Genomic DNA, 24,684 nt, shown 5'->3' on the forward strand with positions numbered 1-24,684 from the left:
GCCTGAAGGTCCGAGGACGGAGTGGAAGTTAAGGGTGTCCGGTCGCGCACGAGTTCGCGCCAGACGCCGCGGAACGTTGCCAGCCGCCGGGCGCGCGCAAACAAATTCGCCCGCACTCCGCGTCACGCGCACACAAGCCGCGCACAGCGTTGGCCAAGTCCGGCGCAGCCGCCCACCCGCCCGCCGGGCATACTCGGCCGCCCTGCCTTCCCCGCCTCGCCCGCCTCCCCCGCGCCGATGAATCTCACGACGAACTACCTTGGGCTGCAATTGAAGCATCCCATCATGCCGGGGGCTTCCCCGCTGACCAACAACCTCGCGTCCATCCGCCAACTCGAGGACGCCGGCGCTTCCGCCATCGTGCTCGCTTCGCTCTTCGAGGAACAGGTGCGGCTCACGCAGACCGAGCGGCTGAAACTCGAAAACCGCCTCTCCGAAGCCGATCCCCTCAACGAGCCCACGCGCTTCTTCGAGGGCAGCGACGCCTACGCCTTCGGACCCGACGAATATCTCGAACACATCTACCGCGCCAAGGTCGCCGTCGACATCCCCATCATCGCCTCGCTCAACGCCCGCACGCCCACCACGTGGGTCGACTTTGCCCGCAGCGTGCAACAAGCCGGCGCCGACGCCATCGAGCTCAACCTCTACTTCCTGCCCACCGACACCGACACCACCGGCGCGCAAATCGAGGAGCGCATGCTCGAGATCGTCACGTCCGTGCGCGAGAATTCCTCGCTGCCGCTCGCGGTGAAACTCTCGCCGTTCTTCTCGTCGCTCCCGAACTTCACCGAACGTCTCTACGCCGCCGGCGTGAAGAGCGTCGTCCTCTTCAATCGTTTCTACCAGCCCGACATCAACGTCCGCTTCCGCGAAGTCGCGCCGAAGCTCGAACTCTCCGACTCCTCCGAGCTGCTCCTCCGCCTTCGCTGGCTCGCGATCCTCAGCGGCCGCGTGCCCGTCGATCTCGCGGTCACCGGCGGCGTGCACACGCCGGTCGACGTCATCAAATCGATCCTCGCCGGCGCCGACACCGTGCAAGTGGTCTCCGCCTTGCTCCGCTACGGTCCCCAGCACCTGCGCTCGCTCGTGAACGGCCTCAAGTCCTACCTCGAGGAGCACCATTTCCGCTCGGTCGCCGAACTCCGCGGCAAACTCAGCCTCAAGAACAGCCCGAACCCCGAAGCCTACGAGCGCGCGAACTACGTGCACTCGCTCCTGTTCTGGGATCGGTAGCTCTCCATTTCCCTTTGCCATCGCGAGCCCGGCATTGCCGGGCGTGGCGATCCAGCTGACCCACTCAGCCGCCCCGCCGCATTTGACTCCCGCCCGCGCCGGCGCACGCTCTGCCCTACATGGCAGATTTCCTCACCGACCAGAAAAAGACCACGCGCGCGCTCCTCGTCGGCGTTCAGACGCACGACATGGCTGCCGGCGAAGGCGCCGAGCTGCTCGGTGAACTCAAGGAACTCGTCGAAAACCTCGGCATCGTCGTCGCTCGCACGGTCCTCGTGACCATCCGCACCGGCGAGCAGCCAAAATTCCTCATCGGCACCGGCAAGACCGCCGAACTCATCGGCCTCGCCAAGGCGGACGAGTGCGACCTCATCGTGTTCGACAAGGAACTCTCCCCCGCCCAGCAGCGCAACTGGGAGGAAGAATCCGGCCTCGCCGTCATCGACCGCCAGGAAGTCATCCTCGAAATCTTCGCCGACCGCGCGCAGACCCGCGAAGCCGTCCTCCAAGTCGCCCTCGCGCGCATGGAATATTCGCTGCCGCGCCTCACGCGCGCGTGGACGCACCTTTCGCGTCAGCGCGGCAAGGGCGCCATGGGCGGCGAAGGCGAGACGCAGCTCGAGCAGGACCGCCGCCTCGTGCGCGACCGCATCGCGCACCTCAAGCGCGAGCTCGAGCAGGTGCTCCAGCAGCGCGACGTCCAGCGCCGCCGCCGCATGCGCAAGCCCGTGCCCGGCGCGGCCATCGTCGGCTACACCAACGCCGGCAAATCCTCGCTCCTCAACAAACTCACCGGCGCGCAGGTCCTCGCCGCCGACAAGCTCTTCGCCACCCTCGACCCGACTACGCGCCAACTCGCGCTCCCCGACGGCCGCACGCTGCTCATGACCGACACCGTCGGCTTCATCCGCCGCCTGCCGCACCGTCTCGTCGAAGCCTTCAAGGCCACGCTCGAGGAAGTCGTCGTTTCCGATTTCATCATCCACGTCCTCGACATCGCCAACCCGAACGTCGAACACCACTTCGCCACCACGATGGAAGTGCTCGGCGAACTCGGCGCCGCCGACAAACCGATGATCATCGCGTTCAACAAAGTCGACGCGACCACGCCCGAGACGATCGCGCTCTTCCGCGCCCGCCATCCGGAAGCGCTCTTCATCAGCGTGCACACCGGCGAAGGCCTCGACCGCCTCCTCGCGCGCTGCGCCGAACTCGCGATCGACGACCAGATGTCCGCCGAACTGCTCCTCCCGCACGACCGCTACGACCTCGTCGCCAAGCTCCACCAACTCGGCACCGTCGCCGAGCAGGACACGCGCGACGAAGGCGTCTTCATCCGCGGCCGCTTCCCGCTGAAACAGCGCGCGCTCTTCGAACCGTTCCTCGCTCCAGTGGCCGCGCCCGCCGCGCCGAAGAAAAAATCCGCCAAGCCCGCCGCCGCCCGCGCGCGCTAAAACGCGCCACTCGCGCGTCAAGCTGCGGAATTTTCCGACCACCGCGTCGCGCCCCGGCGTCCTCCGCGAAAGGTCCGAATCCGCGCTTCGATTTCGGATTGCGGCCGCGTGCATTCGCTCCGAGTTGACCACGGCGCACGCGCGTTCCCCCATGCCAACCTTTCGCCTGAACATCAACGGGCAGACCCATAGCGTCGAAGCCCCGGCGGACACCCCGCTGCTCTGGATCCTCCGCGACAATCTCCAGCTCACCGGCACGAAATTCGGCTGCGGCCAGGGCCTCTGCGGCGCCTGCACCGTGCACCTCAACGGCGTGCCCGTCCGCTCCTGCCAGATGCCCGTCTCCGTCGTAGCCGGCATGCCGATCACGACGATTGAAGGCCTCGATCCCGCCGGCGCGCACCCGTTGCAAAAAGCCTGGTGCGACCACGACGTCTCGCAGTGCGGCTACTGCCAGCCCGGCCAGATCATGACCGCCGCCGCGCTGCTGAAATCCAATCCCGCGCCCTCCGACACCGACATCGACTCCGCGATGTCAGGCAACCTCTGCCGCTGCGGCACCTACCTCCGCATCCGCGCCGCGATCAAGGACGCCGCCAGCCTCAACGTCCCCGCGAGCGTCCCCGCCACGACGACAGCGAACTCCGGAGGTGTGAAATGAGCGCCGATTCCTCCGCCTTTTCCCGTCGCGAATTTCTCCGCCTCACCGCGCTCGCCGGCGGCGGTTTCGCGCTCGGCTATGTGCTGCCGCGCGACCTCCTCGCCCAAGCCACGCCGCTCGACAACACCCTTCGCGCGTTCACGCCCAACGCCTTCATCCGCATCGAGCCGAGCGGCCTCGTCACCCTCGTCGCGAAGAACCCCGAGTTCGGCCAAGGCGTGAAGACCACGCTGCCCATGATCCTCGCCGAGGAACTCGACGTGGACTTCGCCTCCGTGCGCATCGAGCAGGGCAATCTCGATCCGCAACTCGGCTTCCAGCTCTCCGGCGGCAGCACGTCCGTGCCGACCAACTACCTGCCGCTGCGCCGTGCGGGCGCGGTCGCGCGCCACCAACTCGTCGCCGCCGCGGCGCAAACGTGGAACGTGCCCGCCACCGAGCTCACCACCGACAAAGGCCGGGTGAAGCACGCCGTCACCGGCCGCATGCTCAGCTACGGCGAACTCGCGACGAAGGCCGCGCAACTCCCGCTGCCCGACGAAAACTCGGTGCCGCTGAAACCCATCGCCGACTTCAAGCTCCTCGGCTCGCGCGTCGGCGGCGTGGACAATCCCGCCATCGTCACCGGCCGCGTGCGCTTCGGCCTCGACCAACACGTGCCCGGCCTGCGCATCGCCGTTTTCGAAAAATGCCCCGTCTTCGGCGGCCGCGTCCGCTCGGCCAATCTCGACGACATTCGCGGCCAGCCGGGCGTGCGCCATGCGTTCGTCATCGAGGGCGGCAGCGACCTCGAAACGCTCGTGCCCGGCGTCGCCATCGTCGCCGACAACACCTGGGCCGCCTTTAACGCCCGCCGTCGCCTCCGCGTGGATTGGGATTTCGGCCCCGGCGCCGCGCAGAGCACCGACGGCTTCGACCGCGAAGCCACCGCCCGCGCCACGCAACCCGGCGCGCCCGTGCTCGTCGCGGGCGATGCCGAAGCCGCGCTCGCCGCCGCCGCGCGCCAGCTCACCGCGAGTTATTCCTATCCCTACATCGCCCACGCGACGATGGAGCCGATGAACTGCACGGCGATTCCGAAGCCCGACGGCGGCCTCGAACTCCTCGTGCCCACGCAAATGCCGCAGCGCGTCGTCGACCAGATCAACGAGGTGCTCAAGGTGCCGAAGAACAAAATCGTCCCGAAGGTCGTGCGCATGGGCGGCGCGTTCGGACGGCGCTACATGCACGACTACGCGATGGAGGCCGCCGCCATCGCGCTCAAGTGCGGCGAATCCGTGAAACTCACCTGGACGCGCGAGGACGACATGCGTCACGACTTCTATCGCCCGACCGGCTGGCATCACCTCCGCGCCGGTCTCGACGCCGCGGGCAACTTCGTCGCGCTGCACGACCGGTTCATCACCGTCGGCCTCAACACGAGCGAGAAGCCCGGTTTCTGCGCCGAGTTCGTCGGGGAGAATTTCCCCTTCAACGCCGTGCCGCACGTCCGCGTCGAGCAGCACATCCTCAACACCAACATCCCGCTCGGTCCGCTCCGCGCCCCCGTCGCCAACACGCACGCGTTCGTCACCGAGTCGTTCCTCGACGAGATCGCGCACGCCACCGGCCGCGACCCGCTCGCACTGCGACTCGACCTGCTCGGCGCCGATCGCGTGCTGCCGAAGATCAACTTCAACACCGGACGCATGAAGTCCGTGCTTCGCGGTGTCGCCGACGACGCCAAGTGGGGCCGCACGTTCCCACGCGGCGAAGGCCTCGGTCTCGCGAGCTACTACAGCCACGCCGGCTACTTCGCCGAAGTCGTGCACGCCAGTGTCGCACCCGACGGCACGCTGAAAGTGCACGAGGTCTGGGTCGTCGCCGACGTCGGCCCGATCATGAACCTCAGCGGCGCGGAAAACCAAGTGCAGGGCTCCGTCGTGGACGCGCTCGGCGCCGCGTGGCTGCAGGAGATCACCGTCGAGCGCGGCGCGGTCGTGCAGGGCAACTTCAACGACTACCCGCTGCTCCGCATCGACGCCGCGCCGCCGCGCGTCAACGTGCGCTTCCTCCAGAGCGACAACCCGCCGACCGGACTCGGCGAGCCCGGCTACCCGCCGCTGCCGCCCGCACTCTGCAACGCGATCTTCGCCGCCACCGGCAAACGCATCCGCCGCCTCCCGCTCACGCGCAACGACCTGCGCTGGAGTTGACGCGCCAGCGCGGTAACCGCCACCGGCATCGGACGTCTACCGGAGCATTCCGCCTCATGCGCCTCAATCCCGCCTGCCTTGTCCTCCTGCTTCTCGGCGTTAGCCCGGCCGTCGCCGCTCCTACTCCGCCCGCCCAACCGGCGGGCGGCCCCGGCGGAGCCGACTACGCCTACGCCAACGTCGCATCGCACAGCACCGGCGAGGCCGGCGACGACGTCACGGTTTTCTGGCCCGAGAAATCCACCGCCGAAAAGCTGCCGGTCATCGTCTTCGCGCACGGCTGGGGCGCCGTGAAGCCGGAGCACTACCTCGCCTGGATTCACCATCTCGCGCGCCACGGCGCGTTCGTGCTCTATCCGCGCTATCAAAAGAGCCTGCGCGCCCAGCCGACGGAGTTCACCCCGAACGCTGTCACCGGCGTGAAGCGCGGCCTCGAGTGGCTCGCGACTCAGAAGCACCTCCCGCGCGCCGACCTCGCGCGTATCGCCGCCGTTGGGCACTCCGCCGGCGGCGTGCTCGCCGCGAATCTCACCGTCGCCCTCCCGGCCGCCGGCCTGCCCTCGCCGAAAGCCGTCATGTGCGTCGAGCCCGCCGTCCTCGAGCGCGACGGCAAGCCGCTCGTCCCGCTGAGCGATCTCGCCAAAGTTCCGGCCGCGACGCTCCTCCTCACGCTCTCCGGCGATGCCGATAAACTCGTCGGCGACACCGGCGCCCGCCGCATCTACGAATCCGCCACCGCCGTGCCGGCCGAAAACAAGGACTGGCTCGAACTCCGCTCCGACGACCACGGCACGCCCGCACTTGCGGCGACCCACCGCGCGCCCGCCGCGCCGCTGCCCGGCTTCACCCCGCCGAAGCGCGAGGAGCCGAAGGGATTCATCCGGAAACGCATCGCCGAAAAAGCCAAGGAACGCCTCGCCGAGCGCGGGCTCGATCTCGACTCATCCACCCAGGAGCCACCGGTCACCGACGCGCTCGACTATCACGGCACGTGGCGGCTCTTCGACGCGCTCTGCGCCGCGGCCTTCGAAAACAAATTCCGCGACGTCGCGCTCGGCGGCGGTCCGGCGCAGCTCGACATGGGCCAGTGGAGCGACAGCACGCCGGTGAAACCCCTCGCGCGCCGCAGTCCGCTCCGCCCCGCGCCGTAGCCGCGCGCTCAGTCGCCGAACACCGCGTAGAACGCCATCCCGTAGCACTCGCGCAGTGCCAGTTCGGTTTTTCCGAGCGCGCCCGCGCTCGGGATCCAATCGAGATACGGCAGCGCACGGTTCGGCAGCGCGCGGAAATCCACCGGAAACGGCACCAGCTCCACGCCGGCCTTCTTGAACAACCGCATCGCACGCGGCAGGTGCCACGCCGACGTCACGAGCACGACGCGCTTGAGGCCGTGCTGCGCCGCATAGCGCTTCAATTGCGCGGCTTCGTCCGCCGTGTTGCCCACCGCACCGATCACCGCCGTCTGCTCGCGCGGCACGCCGCGCTCCAGCGCCTCGCGTTGCAGTGCCGTGCCCTCCGAGCCGCGCGTGTCGCCGGTGAAAAGCACCACGCGCGCCTTGCCGCGCTGCACGATCTGCACGCCGGCCTCGAAGCGCTCGACCGCTTCGGACCATTCGGTGATGAGCCCCGACTCCTTGCCCGGCGAAAGAACGCCGCCCAACACGAGGACCGCGTCGCACTCGGGCAGGCTGCCGATGCTGCGCGCCGGGTAGGCGTTTTCCAGCGAGCGAAATAGCGCATCCGCCACAACGCCGGTCGACGACGCCAGCAACACGACCGCCGCGAGCACAGCCGCCCAGCGCCATTTCTTCCACGCCGCGAGCAGGATGAGCAGGCTCACGACTCCGATCGGCAGCACGAACACCGGCAGCAGCTTGTTGAAGAAAAGCACGCGGGAGCCAAACCGCCCCGGCCGGACCAAGTCAACCGCCCCGTCTTAGCCAGACGGACCCCTCATCGCACCGCGGAGCGGGATCTCGATGCACGCGCGGAAGCCGGTCGTCGTGTTTTCCAGACGAAGGCGACCGCCATGCAGGCGCACGAACCGGTCGGCGATGGTGAGGCCGAGTCCCGCCCCCCGCGTCGAACGCGACCCGTCCTCCCGGGCAAAGGGTTGGATGTAGTCCGCCGGGGCGCCGCGACGGATGCCGGGGCCGTGGTCGGAAACTGAAACCGTCACCTCGCCGGGCGCGGCGCGAGTCTCCAAGCGCACGACGCCCTCGCCGTAGCGCACGGCGTTGTCGACCAGGTTGTCCAACACGCGACGGATCGAATTCGGGCGGAAGGCGAACGGTGCCACCTGCCCGAGGACGATCTCGATGTCGTGACCGCGTTCCGCAAACCGCCGGCCGGTCTCCCGGACCAGCGTATCGAGGTCGTGCATCCCAGGCCGCTCCTCGCTTCCGTCGCGGGCGTAATCGAGAAATTGCCGGAGGATCGCGTCCATGTCCTCGATGTCGTGGACCATGGCAGGATCGTGCGGCGCGGCCATTTCCACGGCGATGCGCAGACGGGTGAGCGGTGTGCGGAGGTCGTGTGAGATGCCGGCGAGCATGAGCCGGCGATCGGCCTCGAGTTTCACGAGGTCGCGCGACATCTGGTTGAATCCCTCGCAGAGCGCGCGGATTTCCTCCGGCCCCTTCGTGGCCAGGATCGCCGGCGGCTCGCCGCGCCCGATGGCTCGGGCCGCTTCGGTGACGTAGCGCAATTGTCGCGTGAGCCGGAACACGATCAGGTAGGATCCTCCCACGGCCAGCGCCAGCAGCAGCGAGATCAGCAGAAACTTGGCCGAAGTGACGACGCCTTGATCCGGCTCCGTCAGGAATTTCAGCCAAAAGTATTGTCCGCGCGCGGGAAAACGCAGCCAGGTGATTTCCACTTCTTTTTCCCGGAGACAAAGCGCCGACGGCCCAAACCGCTCCTGCAACCGCTCGCTCAGGTCGCCCGGAATATCGTCGGGGTCGTGCGCGATCATTTCCGGTCGAGGTTGGGAATCCGGAAGAATCTCCAATGCGTCGAACCTCGGCAGGCGCAGCGTTCGCAGGGAGGACAGGTCGGCGTCGGGAGGCTGGCTCTCGATCAACGCCTGGGCCATCGCGACCATATCGACGATCTGCCGCCCGTAGGCAGGTTTCACCTGGGTCTCCAGGAGATAGTGCGCCGTCGCGGTCCAGAAGATCTGGCCAATCACGAGCAGGGTTCCGAGGTAGAGCGCGGTGCGCCCCAAAAGGGTCTTGGCAAAGAGTCTCATTCTGTTTCGTCGGGCACGAACACGTAGCCGAAGCCCCACACGGTTTGGATGTAGCGCGGCTTCGCGGAATCCGCCTCGACGAGGCGACGCACGCGCGAGACCTGCACGTCCATGCTGCGGTCGTGGATGCCGTGCTCCTTGCCGCGCGCAAGGTCCATGAGCTTGTCGCGCGAGAGCGGCGTGTGCGGATGCCGGACGAGCGCCTCCAGCACCGCGAACTCGCCGGTGGTCATCATGAGCTTCTCGCCGGCACGACTGAGTTCGCGCGTGCGCAGGTTCAGTTCGCAGGCGCCGAGGCGCACGACCTGCGGCAGCGGCGACGGCGCGCCGCGGACCGCCGCGGGTTGGCGGCGCCGGAGCACGGCGTTGATGCGCGCCACGAGTTCGCGCGGGCTGAAGGGCTTCGACACATAGTCGTCGGCACCGACTTCCAAGCCGACGACCCGGTCGACTTCGTCCCCTTTTGCCGTGAGGATGATGATGGGGACCTCCTCTCCCCGCGCGCGCAACCGCCGGCAAAGCGAAAGACCGTCCTCGCCCGGGAGCATCAGATCGAGGATGAGGAGCTTAACCGGGTGCGCGGCGAGCATCTCGTCGAGGCGCCGCCCGCTGGCGAGCGTGAGCACCGCAAAGCCCTGCTCCTTCAGGTAGCGATCCAGGAGCGCCCGCGTGCGGGTGTCGTCTTCCACGATCAAAAGTTTGGTCGGTGCCTCCATGATTTGTCCGAGCTATGACAGGTCCGCGGACCGAAGGGAGACTCGGAGGTGTAACAAAATGTTTCCCGCCGTCGTGTCGGAAACAATCTTTTGCACTCCGGGCGGGGACAAAGCCGGCAGAGGCGGGACAAATGCACCCGGATGAACCACTCAACCCAACCGACCTTTCCGGGCACCACTCTCTGTCCTGCCCTGTTCCTGCTCGCCGCCGGCCTCACCGCCTCGCCGCTCCTCGCCCAGCCGGGCCCGCCCGCGTCGGGCCCCGGGCTCAGCGAGCTGTCGGCCGCGTATTCGTTTTCCACCGCCGGCGACATCGAGCGAAACGGCAAACTGGGCCGCGCCGAGGTCAGCCACTTCGAATTCGAGACGTCGTTCACGCTGCCGGCGCCCGAGACCTGGTTGTTCTCCAGCGCCCTCTCGTGGAAGCGCGACGAGTTCGAACTCACCGGCAACGTGCCGCTCCCGGCGAAGCTCGAGGAAATCGGCCTCAGCTTCATGGCAATGAAGGACCTGTCCCACGCCATCGGCCCCGGCTGGTCGGCGACGGCGATGCTCAGTCCGAGTTTCGCCTCGGACGACGGCGTCGTCTCGAGCGACAGCCTGAACGTGTTCGCCATGGCGGTCATCGGCAAGGAGGTGAGCCCGAACTTCTCGTGGAACGCCGGAGTCGTGGGCATGAACCGCGGTGACATGAAGGTGATCCCGATGCTCGGCCTGCGATGGAGCTTCGCGCGCGACTGGGAGCTGGAACTCGGGTTTCCGCACACCGGTGTCTCCTACAAGTTCAGCGACGCGCTCACGCTCAGCTCGGGAGTGACGATGCAGGGCGGCACATACTACGTGAAGAAAGCGCCCGCGGCCGGCCTCGGCCGCACCTACCTCGACTACCGTGAAATCCGGGTTGGCCTGACGGCGGAATACGAGTTCAGCCCGCAACTCTCGGTCGTGATCGACGGCGGCCTCACGCTCGACCGGACCTTCGACTACTACGACCGGGGCGTGAAACTGGACGGAAAATCGGCCACCTACGGCCGCGTCGGCCTGCGCTATCGGTTTTGAACCAGCACCGCCGATGCTCATCGCCACGGCGATCCTCCTCGCGCTGGTGATTCTCGTCGCCACCGACACCGGCGACGACACCGCCCCGCCGTCCGACGACGACACGGTTCGAACCGGCGCCGACCGGGGACCGCTGCCTCCCGCCCATGAAATTCCGCTGTCCGCCCTCAACCGCTTTCTCCGCGTTCTGCACATTCTTCCTTTTCACCGGCTGCAGTCGTGCCCCGACCGCCCCTGAAGCGTCCACCAGACCGGCGCTGACGGTGGAACTCGTTTGCCCACTCGTTTCCGACTGGCCGCAGACGATCGAAGCCAGCGGCCGCATCGTGCCGTGGCAGGAGTCGATCGTCGGCGCCGCGATCGGCGACCTGCGTCTCGAGGAAGTGCGGGTGGACGTCGGGGACGTCGTCGCCCGCGGGGAATTGCTCGCACGCTTCGATGCCGCGGTTCCAACCGCCGACTTCGCCATGGCCGAAGCCAACGTTGCCCAAGCGGAGGCCAACGCCGCGTTGGCGCACGAGAAAGCCGCGCGCGCACGACGGCTCGAAGGCGCCGGCAACCTCAGCCAGCAAGACCTGCTCCAGTTCGAAGCGGAGGAGAAGGCGAACGCCAGCCAGCTCGCCGCCGCCCGCGCGCAACAACAGCTCCAGCGCCTGCGCCTGCTCCACGCCGAGGTCCGCGCGCCGGACGATGGCGTGATCTCCGCACGCTCGGCGACCGTCGGCACCGTCAGCGGCACCGGAGCGGAGCTGTTCCGCCTCATCCGTCGCGGTCGGCTCGAGTGGCACGCCCGGGTGCCGGCGGAGGAACTGTCCCGCGTCGCGCCCGGACAACACGCGACAGTTCGCCTCGGCCGCGCCACCGTGGCCGGCATCGTGCGGCAGGTTTCGCCGGTCGTGGACGCCGGAACCCTGGACGGCACCGTCCACGTCGACCTGCCTGATTCCGCCGCACTGCGCACCGGAATGTTCGTCTCCGGCACGATCGAGTTTCCCGCCGCGCCGGCATTGCACGTGCCGGAGTCGGCCCTGGTTTTCCGTGACGGTTGCGAATACGTCATGCTCGTCGACGGCTCCCGCCGCGTCCACCCGACCAAGGTCGTGTGCGGTCGGCGGAGCGGGCAATCGGTGGAAATCCTCGACTCCCAACTGACCGTCGCCGACCAGGTAGTGCGGTCCGGCGGGAGTTTTCTGAACCCCGGTGACTCCGTCGCCATCGCGGCCGCCCCCACGGCAAGCGCAGCGCCGCCCGTGGCGACGCAGGAGACCGGACCATGAATTTCTCCGCGTGGGCGATCCGGAAACCCATTCCCTCCCTCCTGCTGTTCGCACTGCTCACCGTGGCGGGCGGCATCGGTTTCGCGCTCCTGCCGGTGCAGGACATGCCCGACATGAATCTGCCGATCGTGACCGTTACGGCCGCGCTGCCGGGTGCGACACCATCGACGCTCGAAACCGAGGCCACCCGCAAGATCGAGGACGCGGTGGCCGCCATCGCAGATGTCCGGCACCTCACCTCCACGGTCCATGACGGCGCCTCGGTGACGGTGATCGAGTTCCCCCTCGAACGCGACGTGCAGGAGGCACTCGACAACGTCCGCACCGCCGTCGACGCCATCCGCTCGGATCTTCCGGCGGAAATGCCGCCGCCGGTCGTCTCGCGCGCAACGACCGTCGGAGGTGCGATCGTCACCTTCGTCGTCGCCTCCGACGCACTGGACGAGGCGGAGCTGTCCTGGTTCGTCGACCACGACGTCGCGCAGGCGGTCCGCTCCGTTGCCGGCGTCGGCGCGGTCCAGCGCTTGGGCGGCCTCAGCCGTGAGGTGCGCGTGGAACTCGAGCCGACCAAGCTGCTCGCGCTCAACGTCACGGCGGAGGAAATCTCGTCCGCCCTGCGCCGCGTGCAACAGGAGGCGCCGGGCGGCCTCGCCACCGTCGGCGGACTGGAGCAATCCATCCGAACCGTCGGCACCGTGCGCGATGCCGCCGCGGTGGCCGCGCTCGATCTCCCGCTCTCCGGCGGCCGCAGCCTGCGGCTCGACGCCGTGGCGACCGTCCGCGACACCGCCGCGGAACGGCGCCAGGCCGCGCTGCTCGACGGTCGGCCCGTCGTGTCCTTCCAAGTGCTGCGCGCCCGCGGCGCGAGCGAGGTGGCCGTGGTCGATGGTGTCCGCCGCAAGGTGACCGCACTGGCGACCGCGCACCCCAGCGTGAGAATTCAGGAGGTCGGCAACACCGTCATGCCGATCCTGCGGAACTACCGATCCGCGATGCACGCACTCTACGAAGGTGCGTTCCTCGCGGTCGTGGTGGTGTGGCTGTTCCTGCGTGATCGCCGCGCGACGTTCATCTCCGCAGTGGCCCTGCCTCTGTCCGTCGTGCCGACCTTTGCGGCGATGTGGCTGATGGGATTCCAACTCAACACCATCACGCTGTTGGCGCTGACGCTCGTCGTCGGCGTGCTGGTCGACGACGCCATCGTCGAGGTGGAAAACATCGAACGCCACCTGCTCGCTGGAAAAAGTCCGCGGCAGGCCGCCCTCGACGGCGCGAACGAGATCGGCCTCGCGGTGATCGCGACGTCCCTGACCTTGGTGGCGGTGTTTTTGCCCACCGCGGCCATGCGCGGCATCGTGGGCCTGTTCTTCCGGCAGTTCGGCTGGACGGCCGCCATCGCGGTCCTGTTCTCCCTGCTCGTGGCCCGCCTGCTCACGCCGATGATGGCGGCCTACCTGTTGCGACCCAAGAATCATCCGCCGGCCCGCGACGGTCGCGTCATGATGCTCTACCTGCGCATTGTCCGCGCCGGTCTTGCCCACCCGGCGAAGACGCTGGCGATCGCGGCATTCCTTCTCGCTGCCTCGGTGGCGATCGGGACGCGGCTATCGGTCGCCTTTCTGGCGGCGGAGGACGAGGACCGAATCGAAATTGCGATCGAACTGCCGCCTGCGAGCGGGCTCGACGCCACGGTCGAAGTCGCGCAACGCGCGGGGCAAGTGGCCGCCGTCCTTCCGGAGGTGTGCAGCGTCTTCGCCAGCATCGGCACAGGTGCGGCCGACGATTTTGGCTCCGAGAACAGCGCGGCGGAAACGCGAAAGGCGACGCTCACGCTGCAGCTTTCGCCCGCGGCCGGGAGGGACCGCTCGCAACGCGAACTCGAGGCCCTGCTGCGGGAGCGATTGATCGCCATCCCTGGCGCCCGCTTTTCCGTTGGCGGCAACGGCATGGGACAAAAGGTGTCCATCGTCCTGGCGGGCGACGACACATCCGCGCTGCTCTCGACCGCAAACCGCACGATGGGCGAGCTGCGAGCCCGGCCCGAGTTCGGCAACGTCTCCTGTCTCGCCAGCCTGCAGCGCCCGGAGGTGATCGTCCGCCCCGACTTCGCCAAGGCGGCCGCCCTCGGCGTCACCACCGCGAGCATCGCCGCCACACTGCGGGTGGCCACCGTCGGCGACTATCAGGAAGGTCTTGCCCGCTTGAACCTGCCTGCCCGCCAGCTCTACATCCGCACGCAACTGCCGCCGAAGCGGCGCGCTCGGCTCGCCACGCTCGAGCAGCTCCGCGTCCCCGGCCGCGACGGCGCGGTGCCGCTGGCCCGCGTGGCAACCCTCACGATCGAGGGCGGGCCGGCCCAGATCGACCGCTACGATCGACGGCGAAATGTCACGATCGACGTCGAAACGCAGGGCCGGCCGGCCGGCGACGTCCTTGCCGCGATCGATCGGCTCCCGTCGCTCCAGCGGCTGCCGGCCGGCGTGCAACGCGTTGCCTCGGGCGACGCCGAGAACATCGGTGAACTCTTCGGCGGGTTCGGCATCGCGATGGCCATCGGAGTCCTCTGCATCTACGCCGTCCTCGTCCTCCTCTTCCATGATTTTATCCAGCCTGTGACGATCCTCGCGGCCCTTCCTCTCTCGCTCGGAGGCGCCTTTTGCGCCCTGGCGCTGTTCGACCTCAGCCTGTCAGTCTCGTCGCTGATCGGCTTGGTTATGCTGATGGGTATCGTCACCAAGAACTCCATTCTCCTCGTGGAATACGCGATCATGGCGCGCCGCGAGCATGGTCTGGGACGGACCGAGGCGATCGTCGACGCGTGCCGCAAGCGAGCGCGGCCCATTGTCATGACGACCGTCGCCATGGTAGCGGGCATGTTGCCGATGACGTTCGGTGCCACCTCCGCCTTTCGCGCGCCGATGGCGGTGGCGGTGATCGGCGGCTTGGTCGCCTCGACCGCGCTCAGCCTCGTGATCGTGCCCGTGCTCTTCGAACTCGCCGACGAATTCGCGCTCCGCCTCCGCCGGACACTGGACCTCGGAGACACGAATCGTCCGTGAAGCAGCGTTCCACCGCGCATGGAACGTTGCTGCAGAACCTCCCCCGCGCTCGGGTCGTCGAACCCCGTTTTGTCCACTCCCGTCAGCCAAATTGCTGAGCAATTTGGCTGCCTGGTCCGGATGGAAATGCGAACTTTTGTGAGGCTAATGACCGCGCGTTGAATTTTACGCGTTTTGCAGTTTCGCGATTCGCGCGATTGGCTGAGAGCGTGGAGGCTGGTGAGATCACCTGCAACGAGGGCTTCTTTCTTCGCTCGGGACCATCGCTTGAGTTGGGCTTCGTGGAAGCGAGCCTCGGAAAAAGTCAGATAGATTTCGCACCTCAAGAACGAGACGGGGCATCCAGCTGAGTTGTTCGGCACGCTTGACCCGTCGCGTGATCATCCAGTCGCTGCTCAAGATCCTCCGAGGCAGCGATATAGAGCGCCAGAACGCAGGCGAAGAAAGTAGACGACGCACGTGCCCTTCGACGCGGGCCGTTGGCCCTTGCGCAGGGCCATTCGCCGCGCTTCGGCCATCAACGCATTCATGTAATTCTTGTATTCCGGCCGCAGGCCATGAGCAAGCGGTGCTCGGACCGCGCGTCGAATGGCTGCCCGTGTTGGGCGACACTCCGAACTTTTTGGAGCGAATCACGGTGTTTTCCGAGACATTTCCCTCAGGGGGTAACCAGCTTGGTCAAAACGCTGGAGCGAATGCAGCGAGGCATCGGCTATTTGGGCGCGGCGGATTCGCTCCATTCGCTTCAAATATCTTCACCCTAACGCAGATCGCGCCTGCCCCTAACGTTAACCCGGCCTCTTGGTGACGGTGCGCTTGCGAATTCGTTTGGCCCCGGGGCTGCGCTTTCTAGTGCGCTTCAGCTTCACCGGTTCCTCAGGTTTTCGCAGCACATCGGCAGGGGCAATACCAGCGTCGGTAAGCAGCGCGGTCACAGCCACCAAGAACTCATCAGCCGACTGCTTGGCCGTAGAGTGCTCCTCCAACACCGGCTGCAAGAGTTCAAATATGCCGCCTGCTGCCGTTCCCGCCAAGTCGGCCGCTTTCTCCAACCGCTCGAAGATCCACTTGCGGGATGGAGGATGAACGAGTGCTGCGATTATGCCCACCGCGCCTATTGCCAGAACCGGCTTGGGCAGGTTCGCGATGGCCCGTGTCGCCGCGCGGGCTCCATCTATAGCGAGTTTTGCCGCAAGCTCCGCCGCGAACACCGCACCGATTCCGGCCACTTTGATCTGATACTCGACTGCACGCTGCCGCGAGTATGACCTCAAAGGCGCGAAAATCTGAATGCGAATGACGCTCGCGCCCATTTTCGCCAAATGCGGGTCTTCCGAAACAATCGGCACCGGCAGGCGCTGTTGAAGGAGCACATACGGCACATCCTTCGGATCAGTGACACCGGCATACGTGGCATCCGGTCCCCCAACGTCGATAAAGGTGATGCGCGGAACGAACCGATTCCACTCCTTACGGGCGCGCGCTGGGTCAATGCCTTGCTCCTCCTGCAACAACGGGAAATGGTTTTCCACTTCAACCGCCAAGAAAGTCGGCGCGTAAGCGTTCACCGTGGCGCACTCCAGCAGCTCTAACAAGGTGGAACGCGCGTCGCTCTTTTTTCTCCGCCCGCACAACCAAATCAGGTCCGCGATCACCACGTTCGCATCGAGGATCACCGTGGCCTGCACTACGGAGGTAGAGTTCCGAAACGGTTCGATACGGGAGAGCAGCCGCGCCAAATCGCCGAGTTGGTCGGAACGGACCCGGCTTGCGAACCGGACCGCAGTTTCCGGTGAAGAGCTGTCGATTGGTGTGGTGATGTTACCTTCTCCGAAATTGGCGAACGTAGTGCGAGCGCACAATAGACCGGAGTGAGAGCCAGGCTTGACATCATAGGCAGATCTGACGGTGTTGCCGCATGCGTTACCCCGGGGGGAAGTTCAGGTGCTACCAGCGGCTCATCAGCCTCATCCCTCCGCATCGCACCTACATCGAATCCCACCTCGGGGGTGGAGCGGTGATGCGCCACAAAAAGCCGGCTGACCATAACGTGGGCATCGACGTCGATCACCGTGTAATCGCCCGTTTCACCGGTTTCCCCAAGGGCTTTACGTTCATCTGCTCCAGAGCCGAGGAATACCTCTCGCAATATCATTTTACCGGCGACGAATTTGTGTATGCTGATCCTCCTTACTGGCCGGCGTCCCGACGCTCCGCCCGAGCCGCCTACCGTCATGACTACACGGAGGAGAACCACGTGCAGCTGCTCACATTGCTTCGCGGTCTTAAGTGTCCGGTGATGATCTCCGGCTACGACAACGAGGTCTACGGCCGAATGCTTCATGGCTGGCGCCATCAGACGTTCTGGGGCACCTCCCATACCGGTCGCCGCGAGGAATCCGTTTGGATGAATTATCCGGCCGGAGAACTGCACGACACCCGGTTCCTGGGTGCCGACTATCGCGAGCGGCAGAGCATCCAACGCAAACGGACTCGGTGGGTGCAGAAATTCCTGCGCGAGCCCGTGCCGGTGCGGCAAGCACTGCTGGCCGATCTCCGCAACGCTCACCGCCGCGCATGAATACCGCAGCACATCAGGATCGCGGTTCTCGTTTCGTCCCTTGGGACATCAAGGTTGCACGTATCAACTTCGGGGCCAACTGCGGTCCCATCGCCTTTGCGACAGCGACGGAGCACGAAGTATGTCGCGTCATGCAATTCTTCACGCACTTTGAGGAGAAGCCGTGGACAACCCTGACCCACATGCGCACCGCCTTTGCGAGGGCGGGTTTCGAGCCCGAAACGCTCCGACAGGCCTGGCCGGAGCGCGGGGTAGCTCTTATCCAATGGCTAGGACCATGGAGCCAGCGTGATTTCTTCTCTCGCTGGAGCCTGTTTCACACGCACTGGATCGCAGTCGACGGCGATTGGGTGTTCGACCACACGGAACTCTGCTGGATGAAGAAAGAGGAATGGGCGAACGAGGTGGCCCCGCTATTCCTTCAAGAGACCCGACATGCCACCGGCTGGGCGGTGAAATACGGTGTCACGTCAAAAAGGTCCATTTGGTCGGAGTCCAACGCCTGCTCCGGTGTATCGACGGGCGACACTTTCAATTTCTCGGGATAGAGCGCGAGATTGGCTTCGAAAATCCGGTCAATAAACCGGCCACCATCGCCTCCTTTGCGCCAGCGGAAAGCGCCACCGGGGTCGCGAACCAGTGAATTGCGGGCTTGGGCTTCCATGAAGGGCCGCGAATCCACCACCGAGAATCGCGAAAACAGCTTCTCCGCATCCAGGTAGTGCTTCGCACCGCCAACCAAGATGGGGTGGAGTAAGCGGCCGAGTTTCTGTTGGAGATCGGCAACCTGAAACAGCGCTTTTCGGCCCTCCTCCAAGGTCGCAAGCCCGGTCTGAAACTCCAGCGTGACGACGTTCGAGTCGGGATGCAGGGAGAGCAACTCGCACCAGAAATCCCAGTTCTGGGGAGTGATCGCATTCAGGTGCAGCGACACCTTGATACCGGCGGCAGACAGCCGCTCCGCCGTCAGCAGAATGCGTTTGAGGTTACGCAGAATCTGAAACCCGGTGACGTCGGTGAAAAACGAAAAATTCGGCGTGGTAATCCCGCAAACGCCGAGACGAGCGAGCTGCGCTGCAAGATCAGCTTTGCGGTGCTGCGCCCAGAAAACTTCCAAGTGCCGATCAATCGCGACACCCGACAGCAGGATCTTGGTATCGGGGTGAAGGCGATACTTGGCGCGTAGTTCTGCCCCGTCTCGAAAGCGGCAGACGTAACGCCCTTTGGCATCCCGCCCGAAGATCCTCCACAGATGCAAGGCGACGATCTCGGTCTTGAGCAGGTCGCGACGCGAATATGGATGCTGCAAAATGGGGATGTAGCGCGGGAGGTCCGCAGATTTCACCGGGTTCAGACCGGCGATGGTGAAGTCCAGCAATCCGCCGACGTCCTCCCATTTCGCCCAGAAGGCGTCCGCATCGACGGGGTTCATACTGTTCGGATTAACCGGGTGCTCGCCGTTCGCGAAGTTGGCGCAACCGATTTCCCTGATGATCTCCAGCGAATGCCCACCGCACCGGGGAAACACAAAGCACGACGCACAGCTGGTCGGTGCGAGGCCGGGGACCGGTGGCGGAAGCAGCGGAACTGGAGATGGTGATTTCACTACATCAATTCCACCATGAACGTGCCCATGAAGGAGGCGTCATCGATGACACGGGCCTTCAGCGCGCGCCCCTCGCTCTTGGTGATGTGGGTCTTCTCGCGGAGGACCGCGCTGCCGGCCGCGACGACGATGCCGATGGATCGGGCGCCAAGGAACACCTCGATGCATTCGCGCTTCATATCGATGAGCCGCACCTTGGTGCCGGCCCGCAACTCCACGTCCTTGGCCGTGAGTTCGCATTCGAAGGCCTGGCCTCCTTCGATCTGCTTCGTGCCAAGCACCGACTCGGCTTCGAGTTCTTCGGTCCTGGCCTGGTCCATTTGTTCAGAATAACCTTTTGCGCGGCGGCTTTTTTCTCCGACTCCCATGGTGATAGTTAGTTTAGGTTGTAAGCGGGACGGTAAATCCACTGGCGTCCGGCACGTTGGCGGTGTGCGAGACGAAGTTCAAAAAGTCGCACGAGGCGATTGTTCCAGGTCGACTGGCCCGAAGCCATAGAAGCGTGGCGTTCATGCAGCTCAGCGGCGGTCGCCGGGCCGCGCTCGGTCAGCTCGCGGTAGGTTTCAGCAGCCGACGATTCCAGCCGCCCAAGAAGCGCTGTGGGCTCAAAGCGACCATCGCGCAAAGCGACCTCCTGAATAGCGCGGTCGACCCCGGAAAGAAACGACTCGAGTTCAAAGCGCAGGTCCGGAGACCCGATATTGGTGATGAAGGGGTAGATCTCAGGCTGCCCGAGGGCAGCCGGCTCGAATACAGCAATGACCTGCTTCAGGTAGCTCGCGGTGATCGACTCGACACCCTCAACGTCGAGGACCAGCTGAACGGTCGATTGACCCGCCTCCAGCGCTCGCTCACGGAGCATGGTTGCGTGGCTGGCGCCGATTTCAGCACCGGCGAGAATGGAACTCGCGGGAGGGAGCTGGACTAAGGGAATCTGAATCACGACTCCCTTTTATTTTCATTCCTGAGAATGAATCAAGCTATTTTAGCTAACCTCTTCCTCTACCGGCTCGCCAGCCCTTCGAAAGAGGTAGGTCACCTGTGCCCCTGGCACGGGATGAGATTCAACCTCTCGCCGCTTCCAGTGAGTATGCTCGTTCTTCAGAACAAATGCGGATGGACCTGAACGAAGAACCAGCAATCCGTTCAAATCTAAAAGGCTATTGAACAGTTGTTTAAACCCTCCGCCTGATGGCTGATCTGCCCGCGAGGTCGCCTGTTTCGACACGACGGCATCGAGTGCCGCATTCTCGCTCGAAAGGTGCTTCCAAATGTCCCGTTGCTGAAGACTCGCTCGAAATCCACGCCCGCTATCCACAACCGAAAAAGTCAGTCCAGACGGCGTGACGTGGTAGCCAACCAGAGCAGCGCAAGGCACCACCCCATCTCGATAACCATGGACCACATTGTCTGCCATCTCCCGCATGACGCTCGCCAAGGCAAGGATCGCGCGGCTCTGCTTCCCGCCGGACGCGGTGCGCCGGAAGCGGTCACAGAAGAAAATCCACTGGTTGGATTTCAGATCATCCCGTGAGCGCACGTTAAATACATCCAAGGGAGTCGTCTTAAAGTCATCGGTTGCCAGTGTCAGATGCCCGTTACCCATCAGACTACCAATGGCAGTGATCATCGGGTGCCCCACCGATTCAACGACAGCGGTGGCCTCAGCGTCCTCGCGACTGGTCGCGAGGTGATGGTTCATCCCCAGATAGAGAAGTGATCCCAATGAAACCGCGTGCCCTCCGGCACCGTTGGAAGGCAGTCGCCGACGCTGTCCGATAGCTCGCTGCAGATCGGGAATAGTTGCTGTAGTGATGAACATCAGGCCGGCCCGCTAACAAGCTACCTATCGCTTCCAATGACTGGAAAGCATATTCAGCCAACCGTTGAGGTTACATCCCTCGCATTCCGAGACCTAGCATAAATAGAGTAGCCACACCCCGACTGCCCGGAACAGCCGCTCTCCGTTCTGCCCGTCAAGCTGGACCGCAGCGCAGCGAGGAGGAGCTTGACGGGCATAGACACAATCGCGGCCCCGGGCAGTCCTCCTTTGTCACGGCATCCATCTTTCTGCAACGCAGGTGGTGTCCATGGATCAAGAACTAGCGTCTACCGAAAACACGGTAGACGAATGTCGTTGGACCGACATGGGCGTCCGCTCACTTTTCACCTCAGCAAGTGCCCGGGCGTGTAGCGGAAGACCGAGAGCAATCCAGGGCGGTAAGCCCGCGGGAGCAAGGGGTTCGAGCTATGCCAGAGGGCGCGAGCGAAAGCAGCATGAGATCGGCAAGGAAAAGGGCGTAGCCGCCCGTGCAGACTAATGATCCATGCTGCCCACTTTTACGCTGCGGAACGAGATCAGTCACCGTTCATCACGGCCCGCGTCCTGCCCCATCACCAGCCAGAGCGGCCCTCTCTTCCGCAAGGCAAGAGAGCGCTCCTACCGAATATACGGTAGTCCGACGCACTTGGACGGGTTGCGTCGTCCCGCCAATGAAAGGTCAGCGTGCGCTAGCGGTGGCGGCCTGAGACCGGCAGCAATCCGGGGCTTCAAGCCCGCAGGAGCAAGGGGTCCTGACCACTTCCGCAGTGCGCAAGCGACCAGCAGCACGAGATCGACAAGGTATTCGGGAGATTCACCTCCCGCGCGAGCAGGTGATCCGTGCTGCCCATCTCTATGAAACGCAAAAACACGAACACAAAGCCGACGACCTTCGTCGGCGTGGACATCGGGAAAAAGTGGTTGGATGTTTCGGCCAGCCGGACCTCGTTCCGCACCTCCAACACGGTTTCCGGCCATAGGAAGCTGGTTGAACTCAGCGCCAAGCGGGGCCGCCGGCCACACTTCATTTGTGAACCTGGAAGCTACGGGCGAAAGCTCGTGAGATTTCTGCGGGCCCAGAAATTTGCCTACAGCATCGTCTCAGCTTACCAGGTGCGGCAATTTGCGAAGGCCCGCGGACGGGAGGCGAAGACCGACAAGATCGATGCCGCGATGCTATCGCTGTTCGGGAAAACCTTCCGCCCGGAACCGACGGTGCAGATCGATCCCAAGTTGGAGAGCCTCCGTCGACTGATCCGGCGAAGACAGCAGATCATCGAGGCGACCAAGGTGCAGAAGCATCACTTGGAAACAATGGAGGGCCCGGCGTTGATCCGAAGGGCCAATCGTCTCGTGCGGACGTTGGAAATCGAGGGACGGGAACTTGAGGCCGTGGCAGTCAAACACGTGAAGCGAACGCCGAAACTCCGAAAGCGATTCCTTGCGCTAACTCAGGTCGACGGGGTCGGAACCATCAGCGCGCTCCAGTTGATGAGCGAGGTTCCCGAGCTTGGTCATGTGAGCCGGCGTGAAATCGCCGCGCTGGTAGGCCTGGCTCCGATCAACCACGACTCCGGGATCAAGACCGGTCGCCGGTCCATCCGGGGCGGTCGGATACTCGCCCGGGCAGCGCTCTACATGGCCGCCTTCCATGCTTCCCGAATAAACCCGGTCCTGGCTCCGTTCTTCCAGCGCCTTCGCGCCCGCGGTAAGCCGTATCGCGTCGTGCTGGTCGCGGTGATGCGGAAACTGCTCGTGCACCTGAACGCGGTGGTGGCGGCACAAGACCGCGCGGGGCCGCTGCCCCTCGAAAAAACAGGCCAGAACCAGCTCGCCTAATCCCTACAGGGCCCGCGGTAGCCGTTTCTCCAGAAACGCGGCCAGCTTCGGCAACTTCTGATCTCCGAGGCCGGCGAACAACCCTGCCGGATCGATCTTCAAGTTCTCCAGCACCTTCTTGGCCTTGGCGGTGGTGACCACCCCCAGCAAGCGCTCAAGGTAGTCGATCAATTGGCGCTCCGGCATTCCACCCGCAACGGCAGCTCGCTGCAAATCCCGCAAGTAGGCCGGCAGTAGCTGCGCGAGAATCAACACATGCCGGGCATCCTGACGGCCGGACTGCGCAAGGTCCGCGACGTTGGCGATCTTCGCCTGGAAAAGCGCGATCGGGCTGGGCACCTGCACCTGCACGTTGCCCAACGCGACCGTGTAGACCGGCACCCGCAGTTCCTCGTTGGAAACGCCATGCACGTAGCGCAGCACCTCGATCAGGAGCGGCAACCCCTGGGAGTCCTTGGCGATCACCACCCCGACCTCATTGGTCGGGGGCTTGACCGGGAAGAACTGTGGCTTCGCGCCGGCAACTTGTCCCAGCGCCGTCAACGTTTCACGATCACCGAGCACGTCGACATCGCGGGACACGAACGGCGCCAGCTCCGCGGTATGCGAGTGGTAATACAACGCCCAGAGATTGACCGCCTGACCTCCGACCAAAAGCACTGGTTCCTTGGTCGCCAGCAATCCGGCGAAGTCCTCCGGCGGCCTCGGTTCGGCGTCAGACGGCAGCGGAGGCATGGGCGGAGTGGAAACTGATCATCCGAACAGGACGGGACGCCGGCGCGACGGAATTGCGCTGCTGGATGGCTTGGGGACTGACGAGCGCCAGATCGAGCAGCACTTGATCGAATTCGCGTTGCGCACGCTTGAAGCGCGCCACCTGCGCGGGGGACTTGAAGCGAGCCGGCATCTTCGGTGCCTTGGTGAGCACCAACTCGAGCAGCCGCAGATCCGGTGCCGAGGCTTTTTCCCGCACCAACTGCCGGGCCGCACGGCGCAGCAAGGCCATGACGGTGGTATCTTCCCGACGCGCAATCTCCGTCAAAGCCGTCAACACGGCTTCGTGCTCGGCCAGGCTCTGGCGGCGCTTGGACTTGGAGAGTTGGTTGGGCATGGTAAAAGGTTGAATCAACCTTAGCGCAAAACCGGCCCATGACAAGCTTGCTCTGTTTGTCTGCCAGTGCGGCACTGGCACGTTCGCCGGCAGATTACCTCGGCAATTTCGGATGCAGTTTAGCCGTTTCCCGAACCAATCGGTCGGGTTCCACAGCCAAGCCTTCCGCCAGAAGAAAAAGCGTCGCCAGACTCGGCTGGCGCTTGGAACGCTCCAGCAGCGATATCGTGGTCGGATGCAGGCCGGAACGCTCCGCCAGCACCTCATGCGTGAGCCCGCGTTCCTTCCGAAAGCGCAGCAGCACGTGGGCGAATGCATCCGTCGTATCCAAGGTTCCATCTTATTGCGTTCGTCAGCCGGAATACACAGACAGTAGTCAGGCTGACGGAGATTCATGCTGCGATCTGCGCGCCGTTTTCGCCCGGAAAGAGGGGTTAATACCCGCTGCGGCCTGGGTAGGTTCGCCATTTTCGAGTTGTGACTATTGTCAGGAGGTCATTTTCTTTGCTCATCGAATGCCGGAATCGTCCCGCCTCGCCGCTGCTCCAAATTTCGCTGCCGCACATTTGCCGCCCAACCCTACCGCGGTGCTGTGCGTGGATGACGACCAGTGCATCGTCAGCACCCTCGTTCACATCATGAGGAGCATGGGACTACAGGCGGAAGGGGCCTCCGATTGGTCAACGACGATCTGTTTTCGACATCAGCGACAATCAGATTTCGACATTGTCGTTTGATTGACGCCGCAGTGCGGCGTCGGGGATGGAGGTGTGGAGGCAAGGGGCCAGCGCCACACGTAAGTGAGGCGCGGTTGGGCC

22 protein-coding genes are annotated in these 24,684 nt (G+C 64.8%); 11 read left to right on the forward strand and 11 right to left on the reverse strand.

Features of this window, described 5'->3' with window-relative positions:
- Positions 1 to 237: 237 nt before the first annotated feature.
- The 5 genes from HZA32_07015 to HZA32_07035 all read left to right on the forward strand — a co-directional run bounded on the left by HZA32_07015 (position 238) and on the right by HZA32_07035 (position 6,697).
- Complete coding sequence (locus HZA32_07015) at positions 238 to 1,236, forward strand: dihydroorotate dehydrogenase-like protein (protein MBI5423820.1); 999 nt, start codon at positions 238 to 240, stop codon at positions 1,234 to 1,236.
- A gap of 119 nt (positions 1,237 to 1,355) precedes the next feature.
- On the forward strand, positions 1,356 to 2,690 hold the full coding sequence (gene hflX / locus HZA32_07020) for a GTPase HflX (protein MBI5423821.1): 1,335 nt from the start codon (positions 1,356 to 1,358) through the stop codon (positions 2,688 to 2,690).
- Positions 2,691 to 2,841: 151 nt separating this feature from the next.
- Positions 2,842 to 3,351: a (2Fe-2S)-binding protein gene (locus HZA32_07025; GenBank protein ID MBI5423822.1), complete on the forward strand. Its 510-nt coding sequence runs from the start codon at positions 2,842 to 2,844 to the stop codon at positions 3,349 to 3,351.
- A complete protein-coding gene (locus HZA32_07030) occupies positions 3,348 to 5,546 on the forward strand; it encodes a xanthine dehydrogenase family protein molybdopterin-binding subunit (protein ID MBI5423823.1) in 2,199 nt (732 codons plus the stop codon). The genes HZA32_07025 and HZA32_07030 overlap by 4 nt, the downstream gene beginning before the upstream one ends.
- Before the next feature lie 56 nt (positions 5,547 to 5,602).
- Positions 5,603 to 6,697: an alpha/beta hydrolase gene (locus HZA32_07035; protein MBI5423824.1), complete on the forward strand. Its 1,095-nt coding sequence runs from the start codon at positions 5,603 to 5,605 to the stop codon at positions 6,695 to 6,697.
- A gap of 8 nt (positions 6,698 to 6,705) precedes the next feature.
- Here HZA32_07035 and HZA32_07040 read toward each other — a convergent pair whose 3' ends face one another.
- Genes HZA32_07040 through ompR form a run of 3 tightly spaced genes read right to left on the reverse strand, consistent with a single transcriptional unit; the run spans position 6,706 to position 9,512 of the window.
- Positions 6,706 to 7,437, reverse strand: a complete 732-nt coding sequence (locus HZA32_07040; protein MBI5423825.1) for a YdcF family protein — start codon at positions 7,435 to 7,437, stop codon at positions 6,706 to 6,708.
- A gap of 45 nt (positions 7,438 to 7,482) precedes the next feature.
- Positions 7,483 to 8,796, reverse strand: a complete 1,314-nt coding sequence (locus tag HZA32_07045) for a HAMP domain-containing protein (protein ID MBI5423826.1) — start codon at positions 8,794 to 8,796, stop codon at positions 7,483 to 7,485.
- A complete protein-coding gene (ompR, locus tag HZA32_07050; GenBank protein MBI5423827.1) occupies positions 8,793 to 9,512 on the reverse strand; it encodes a two-component system response regulator OmpR in 720 nt (239 codons plus the stop codon). The genes HZA32_07045 and ompR overlap by 4 nt, the downstream gene beginning before the upstream one ends.
- 141 nt (positions 9,513 to 9,653) lie before the next feature.
- Between ompR and HZA32_07055 the strand changes: the two genes are divergently transcribed.
- The 4 genes from HZA32_07055 to HZA32_07070 are packed head-to-tail and all read left to right on the forward strand — an operon-like array spanning position 9,654 to position 14,907.
- Complete coding sequence (locus HZA32_07055; protein MBI5423828.1) at positions 9,654 to 10,571, forward strand: porin; 918 nt, start codon at positions 9,654 to 9,656, stop codon at positions 10,569 to 10,571.
- 13 nt (positions 10,572 to 10,584) lie between these two features.
- Positions 10,585 to 10,809: a hypothetical protein gene (locus HZA32_07060; GenBank protein ID MBI5423829.1), complete on the forward strand. Its 225-nt coding sequence runs from the start codon at positions 10,585 to 10,587 to the stop codon at positions 10,807 to 10,809.
- A 25-nt stretch (positions 10,810 to 10,834) separates the two neighbouring features.
- Positions 10,835 to 11,848: an efflux RND transporter periplasmic adaptor subunit gene (locus tag HZA32_07065; GenBank protein ID MBI5423830.1), complete on the forward strand. Its 1,014-nt coding sequence runs from the start codon at positions 10,835 to 10,837 to the stop codon at positions 11,846 to 11,848.
- Complete coding sequence (locus HZA32_07070; GenBank protein ID MBI5423831.1) at positions 11,845 to 14,907, forward strand: efflux RND transporter permease subunit; 3,063 nt, start codon at positions 11,845 to 11,847, stop codon at positions 14,905 to 14,907. Before HZA32_07065 ends, HZA32_07070 begins: the two co-directional genes overlap by 4 nt.
- A gap of 788 nt (positions 14,908 to 15,695) precedes the next feature.
- Here HZA32_07070 and HZA32_07075 read toward each other — a convergent pair.
- Positions 15,696 to 16,769 carry a hypothetical protein gene (locus HZA32_07075; GenBank protein ID MBI5423832.1) on the reverse strand — a complete coding sequence of 358 codons (1,074 nt, stop codon included), beginning with the start codon at positions 16,767 to 16,769 and terminating at the stop codon, positions 15,696 to 15,698.
- Between the two features lie 56 nt (positions 16,770 to 16,825).
- Here HZA32_07075 and HZA32_07080 point away from each other — a divergent pair, with 56 nt between their 5' ends.
- Complete coding sequence (locus HZA32_07080; GenBank protein ID MBI5423833.1) at positions 16,826 to 17,488, forward strand: DNA adenine methylase; 663 nt, start codon at positions 16,826 to 16,828, stop codon at positions 17,486 to 17,488.
- Positions 17,489 to 17,909: 421 nt separating this feature from the next.
- On the opposite strand, the gene HZA32_07085 is transcribed toward HZA32_07080, so the two are convergent.
- The 4 genes from HZA32_07085 to HZA32_07100 all read right to left on the reverse strand — a co-directional run bounded on the left by HZA32_07085 (position 17,910) and on the right by HZA32_07100 (position 20,796).
- Complete coding sequence (locus HZA32_07085) at positions 17,910 to 18,920, reverse strand: DUF4417 domain-containing protein (protein ID MBI5423834.1); 1,011 nt, start codon at positions 18,918 to 18,920, stop codon at positions 17,910 to 17,912.
- A gap of 173 nt (positions 18,921 to 19,093) precedes the next feature.
- The gene (locus tag HZA32_07090) at positions 19,094 to 19,414 is read right to left on the reverse strand and encodes a hypothetical protein (GenBank protein ID MBI5423835.1); all 321 of its coding nucleotides are present in this window, start codon (positions 19,412 to 19,414) and stop codon (positions 19,094 to 19,096) included.
- Positions 19,415 to 19,470: 56 nt separating this feature from the next.
- Positions 19,471 to 20,037 carry a hypothetical protein gene (locus HZA32_07095; protein MBI5423836.1) on the reverse strand — a complete coding sequence of 189 codons (567 nt, stop codon included), beginning with the start codon at positions 20,035 to 20,037 and terminating at the stop codon, positions 19,471 to 19,473.
- Between the two features lie 42 nt (positions 20,038 to 20,079).
- Positions 20,080 to 20,796 (reverse strand): hypothetical protein, encoded by a 717-nt coding sequence (locus tag HZA32_07100; GenBank protein MBI5423837.1) that lies wholly within the window; start codon positions 20,794 to 20,796, stop codon positions 20,080 to 20,082.
- Positions 20,797 to 21,771: 975 nt separating this feature from the next.
- Between HZA32_07100 and HZA32_07105 the strand changes: the two genes are divergently transcribed.
- Positions 21,772 to 22,755 (forward strand): IS110 family transposase, encoded by a 984-nt coding sequence (locus HZA32_07105; GenBank protein MBI5423838.1) that lies wholly within the window; start codon positions 21,772 to 21,774, stop codon positions 22,753 to 22,755.
- Between the two features lie 3 nt (positions 22,756 to 22,758).
- Here the strand turns inward: HZA32_07105 and HZA32_07110 are convergent, their stop codons facing one another.
- From HZA32_07110 to HZA32_07120, 3 genes are all read right to left on the reverse strand, one after another.
- The gene (locus tag HZA32_07110) at positions 22,759 to 23,490 is read right to left on the reverse strand and encodes a hypothetical protein (GenBank protein MBI5423839.1); all 732 of its coding nucleotides are present in this window, start codon (positions 23,488 to 23,490) and stop codon (positions 22,759 to 22,761) included.
- Positions 23,471 to 23,866: a hypothetical protein gene (locus tag HZA32_07115; protein MBI5423840.1), complete on the reverse strand. Its 396-nt coding sequence runs from the start codon at positions 23,864 to 23,866 to the stop codon at positions 23,471 to 23,473. Before HZA32_07115 ends, HZA32_07110 begins: the two co-directional genes overlap by 20 nt.
- Before the next feature lie 94 nt (positions 23,867 to 23,960).
- Positions 23,961 to 24,197, reverse strand: a complete 237-nt coding sequence (locus tag HZA32_07120; protein MBI5423841.1) for a helix-turn-helix transcriptional regulator — start codon at positions 24,195 to 24,197, stop codon at positions 23,961 to 23,963.
- Between the last annotated feature and the right edge of the window lie 487 nt (positions 24,198 to 24,684).

The organism is Opitutia bacterium, from assembly GCA_016217545.1.
Taxonomy (GTDB): domain Bacteria; phylum Verrucomicrobiota; class Verrucomicrobiia; order Opitutales; family Opitutaceae; genus Didemnitutus.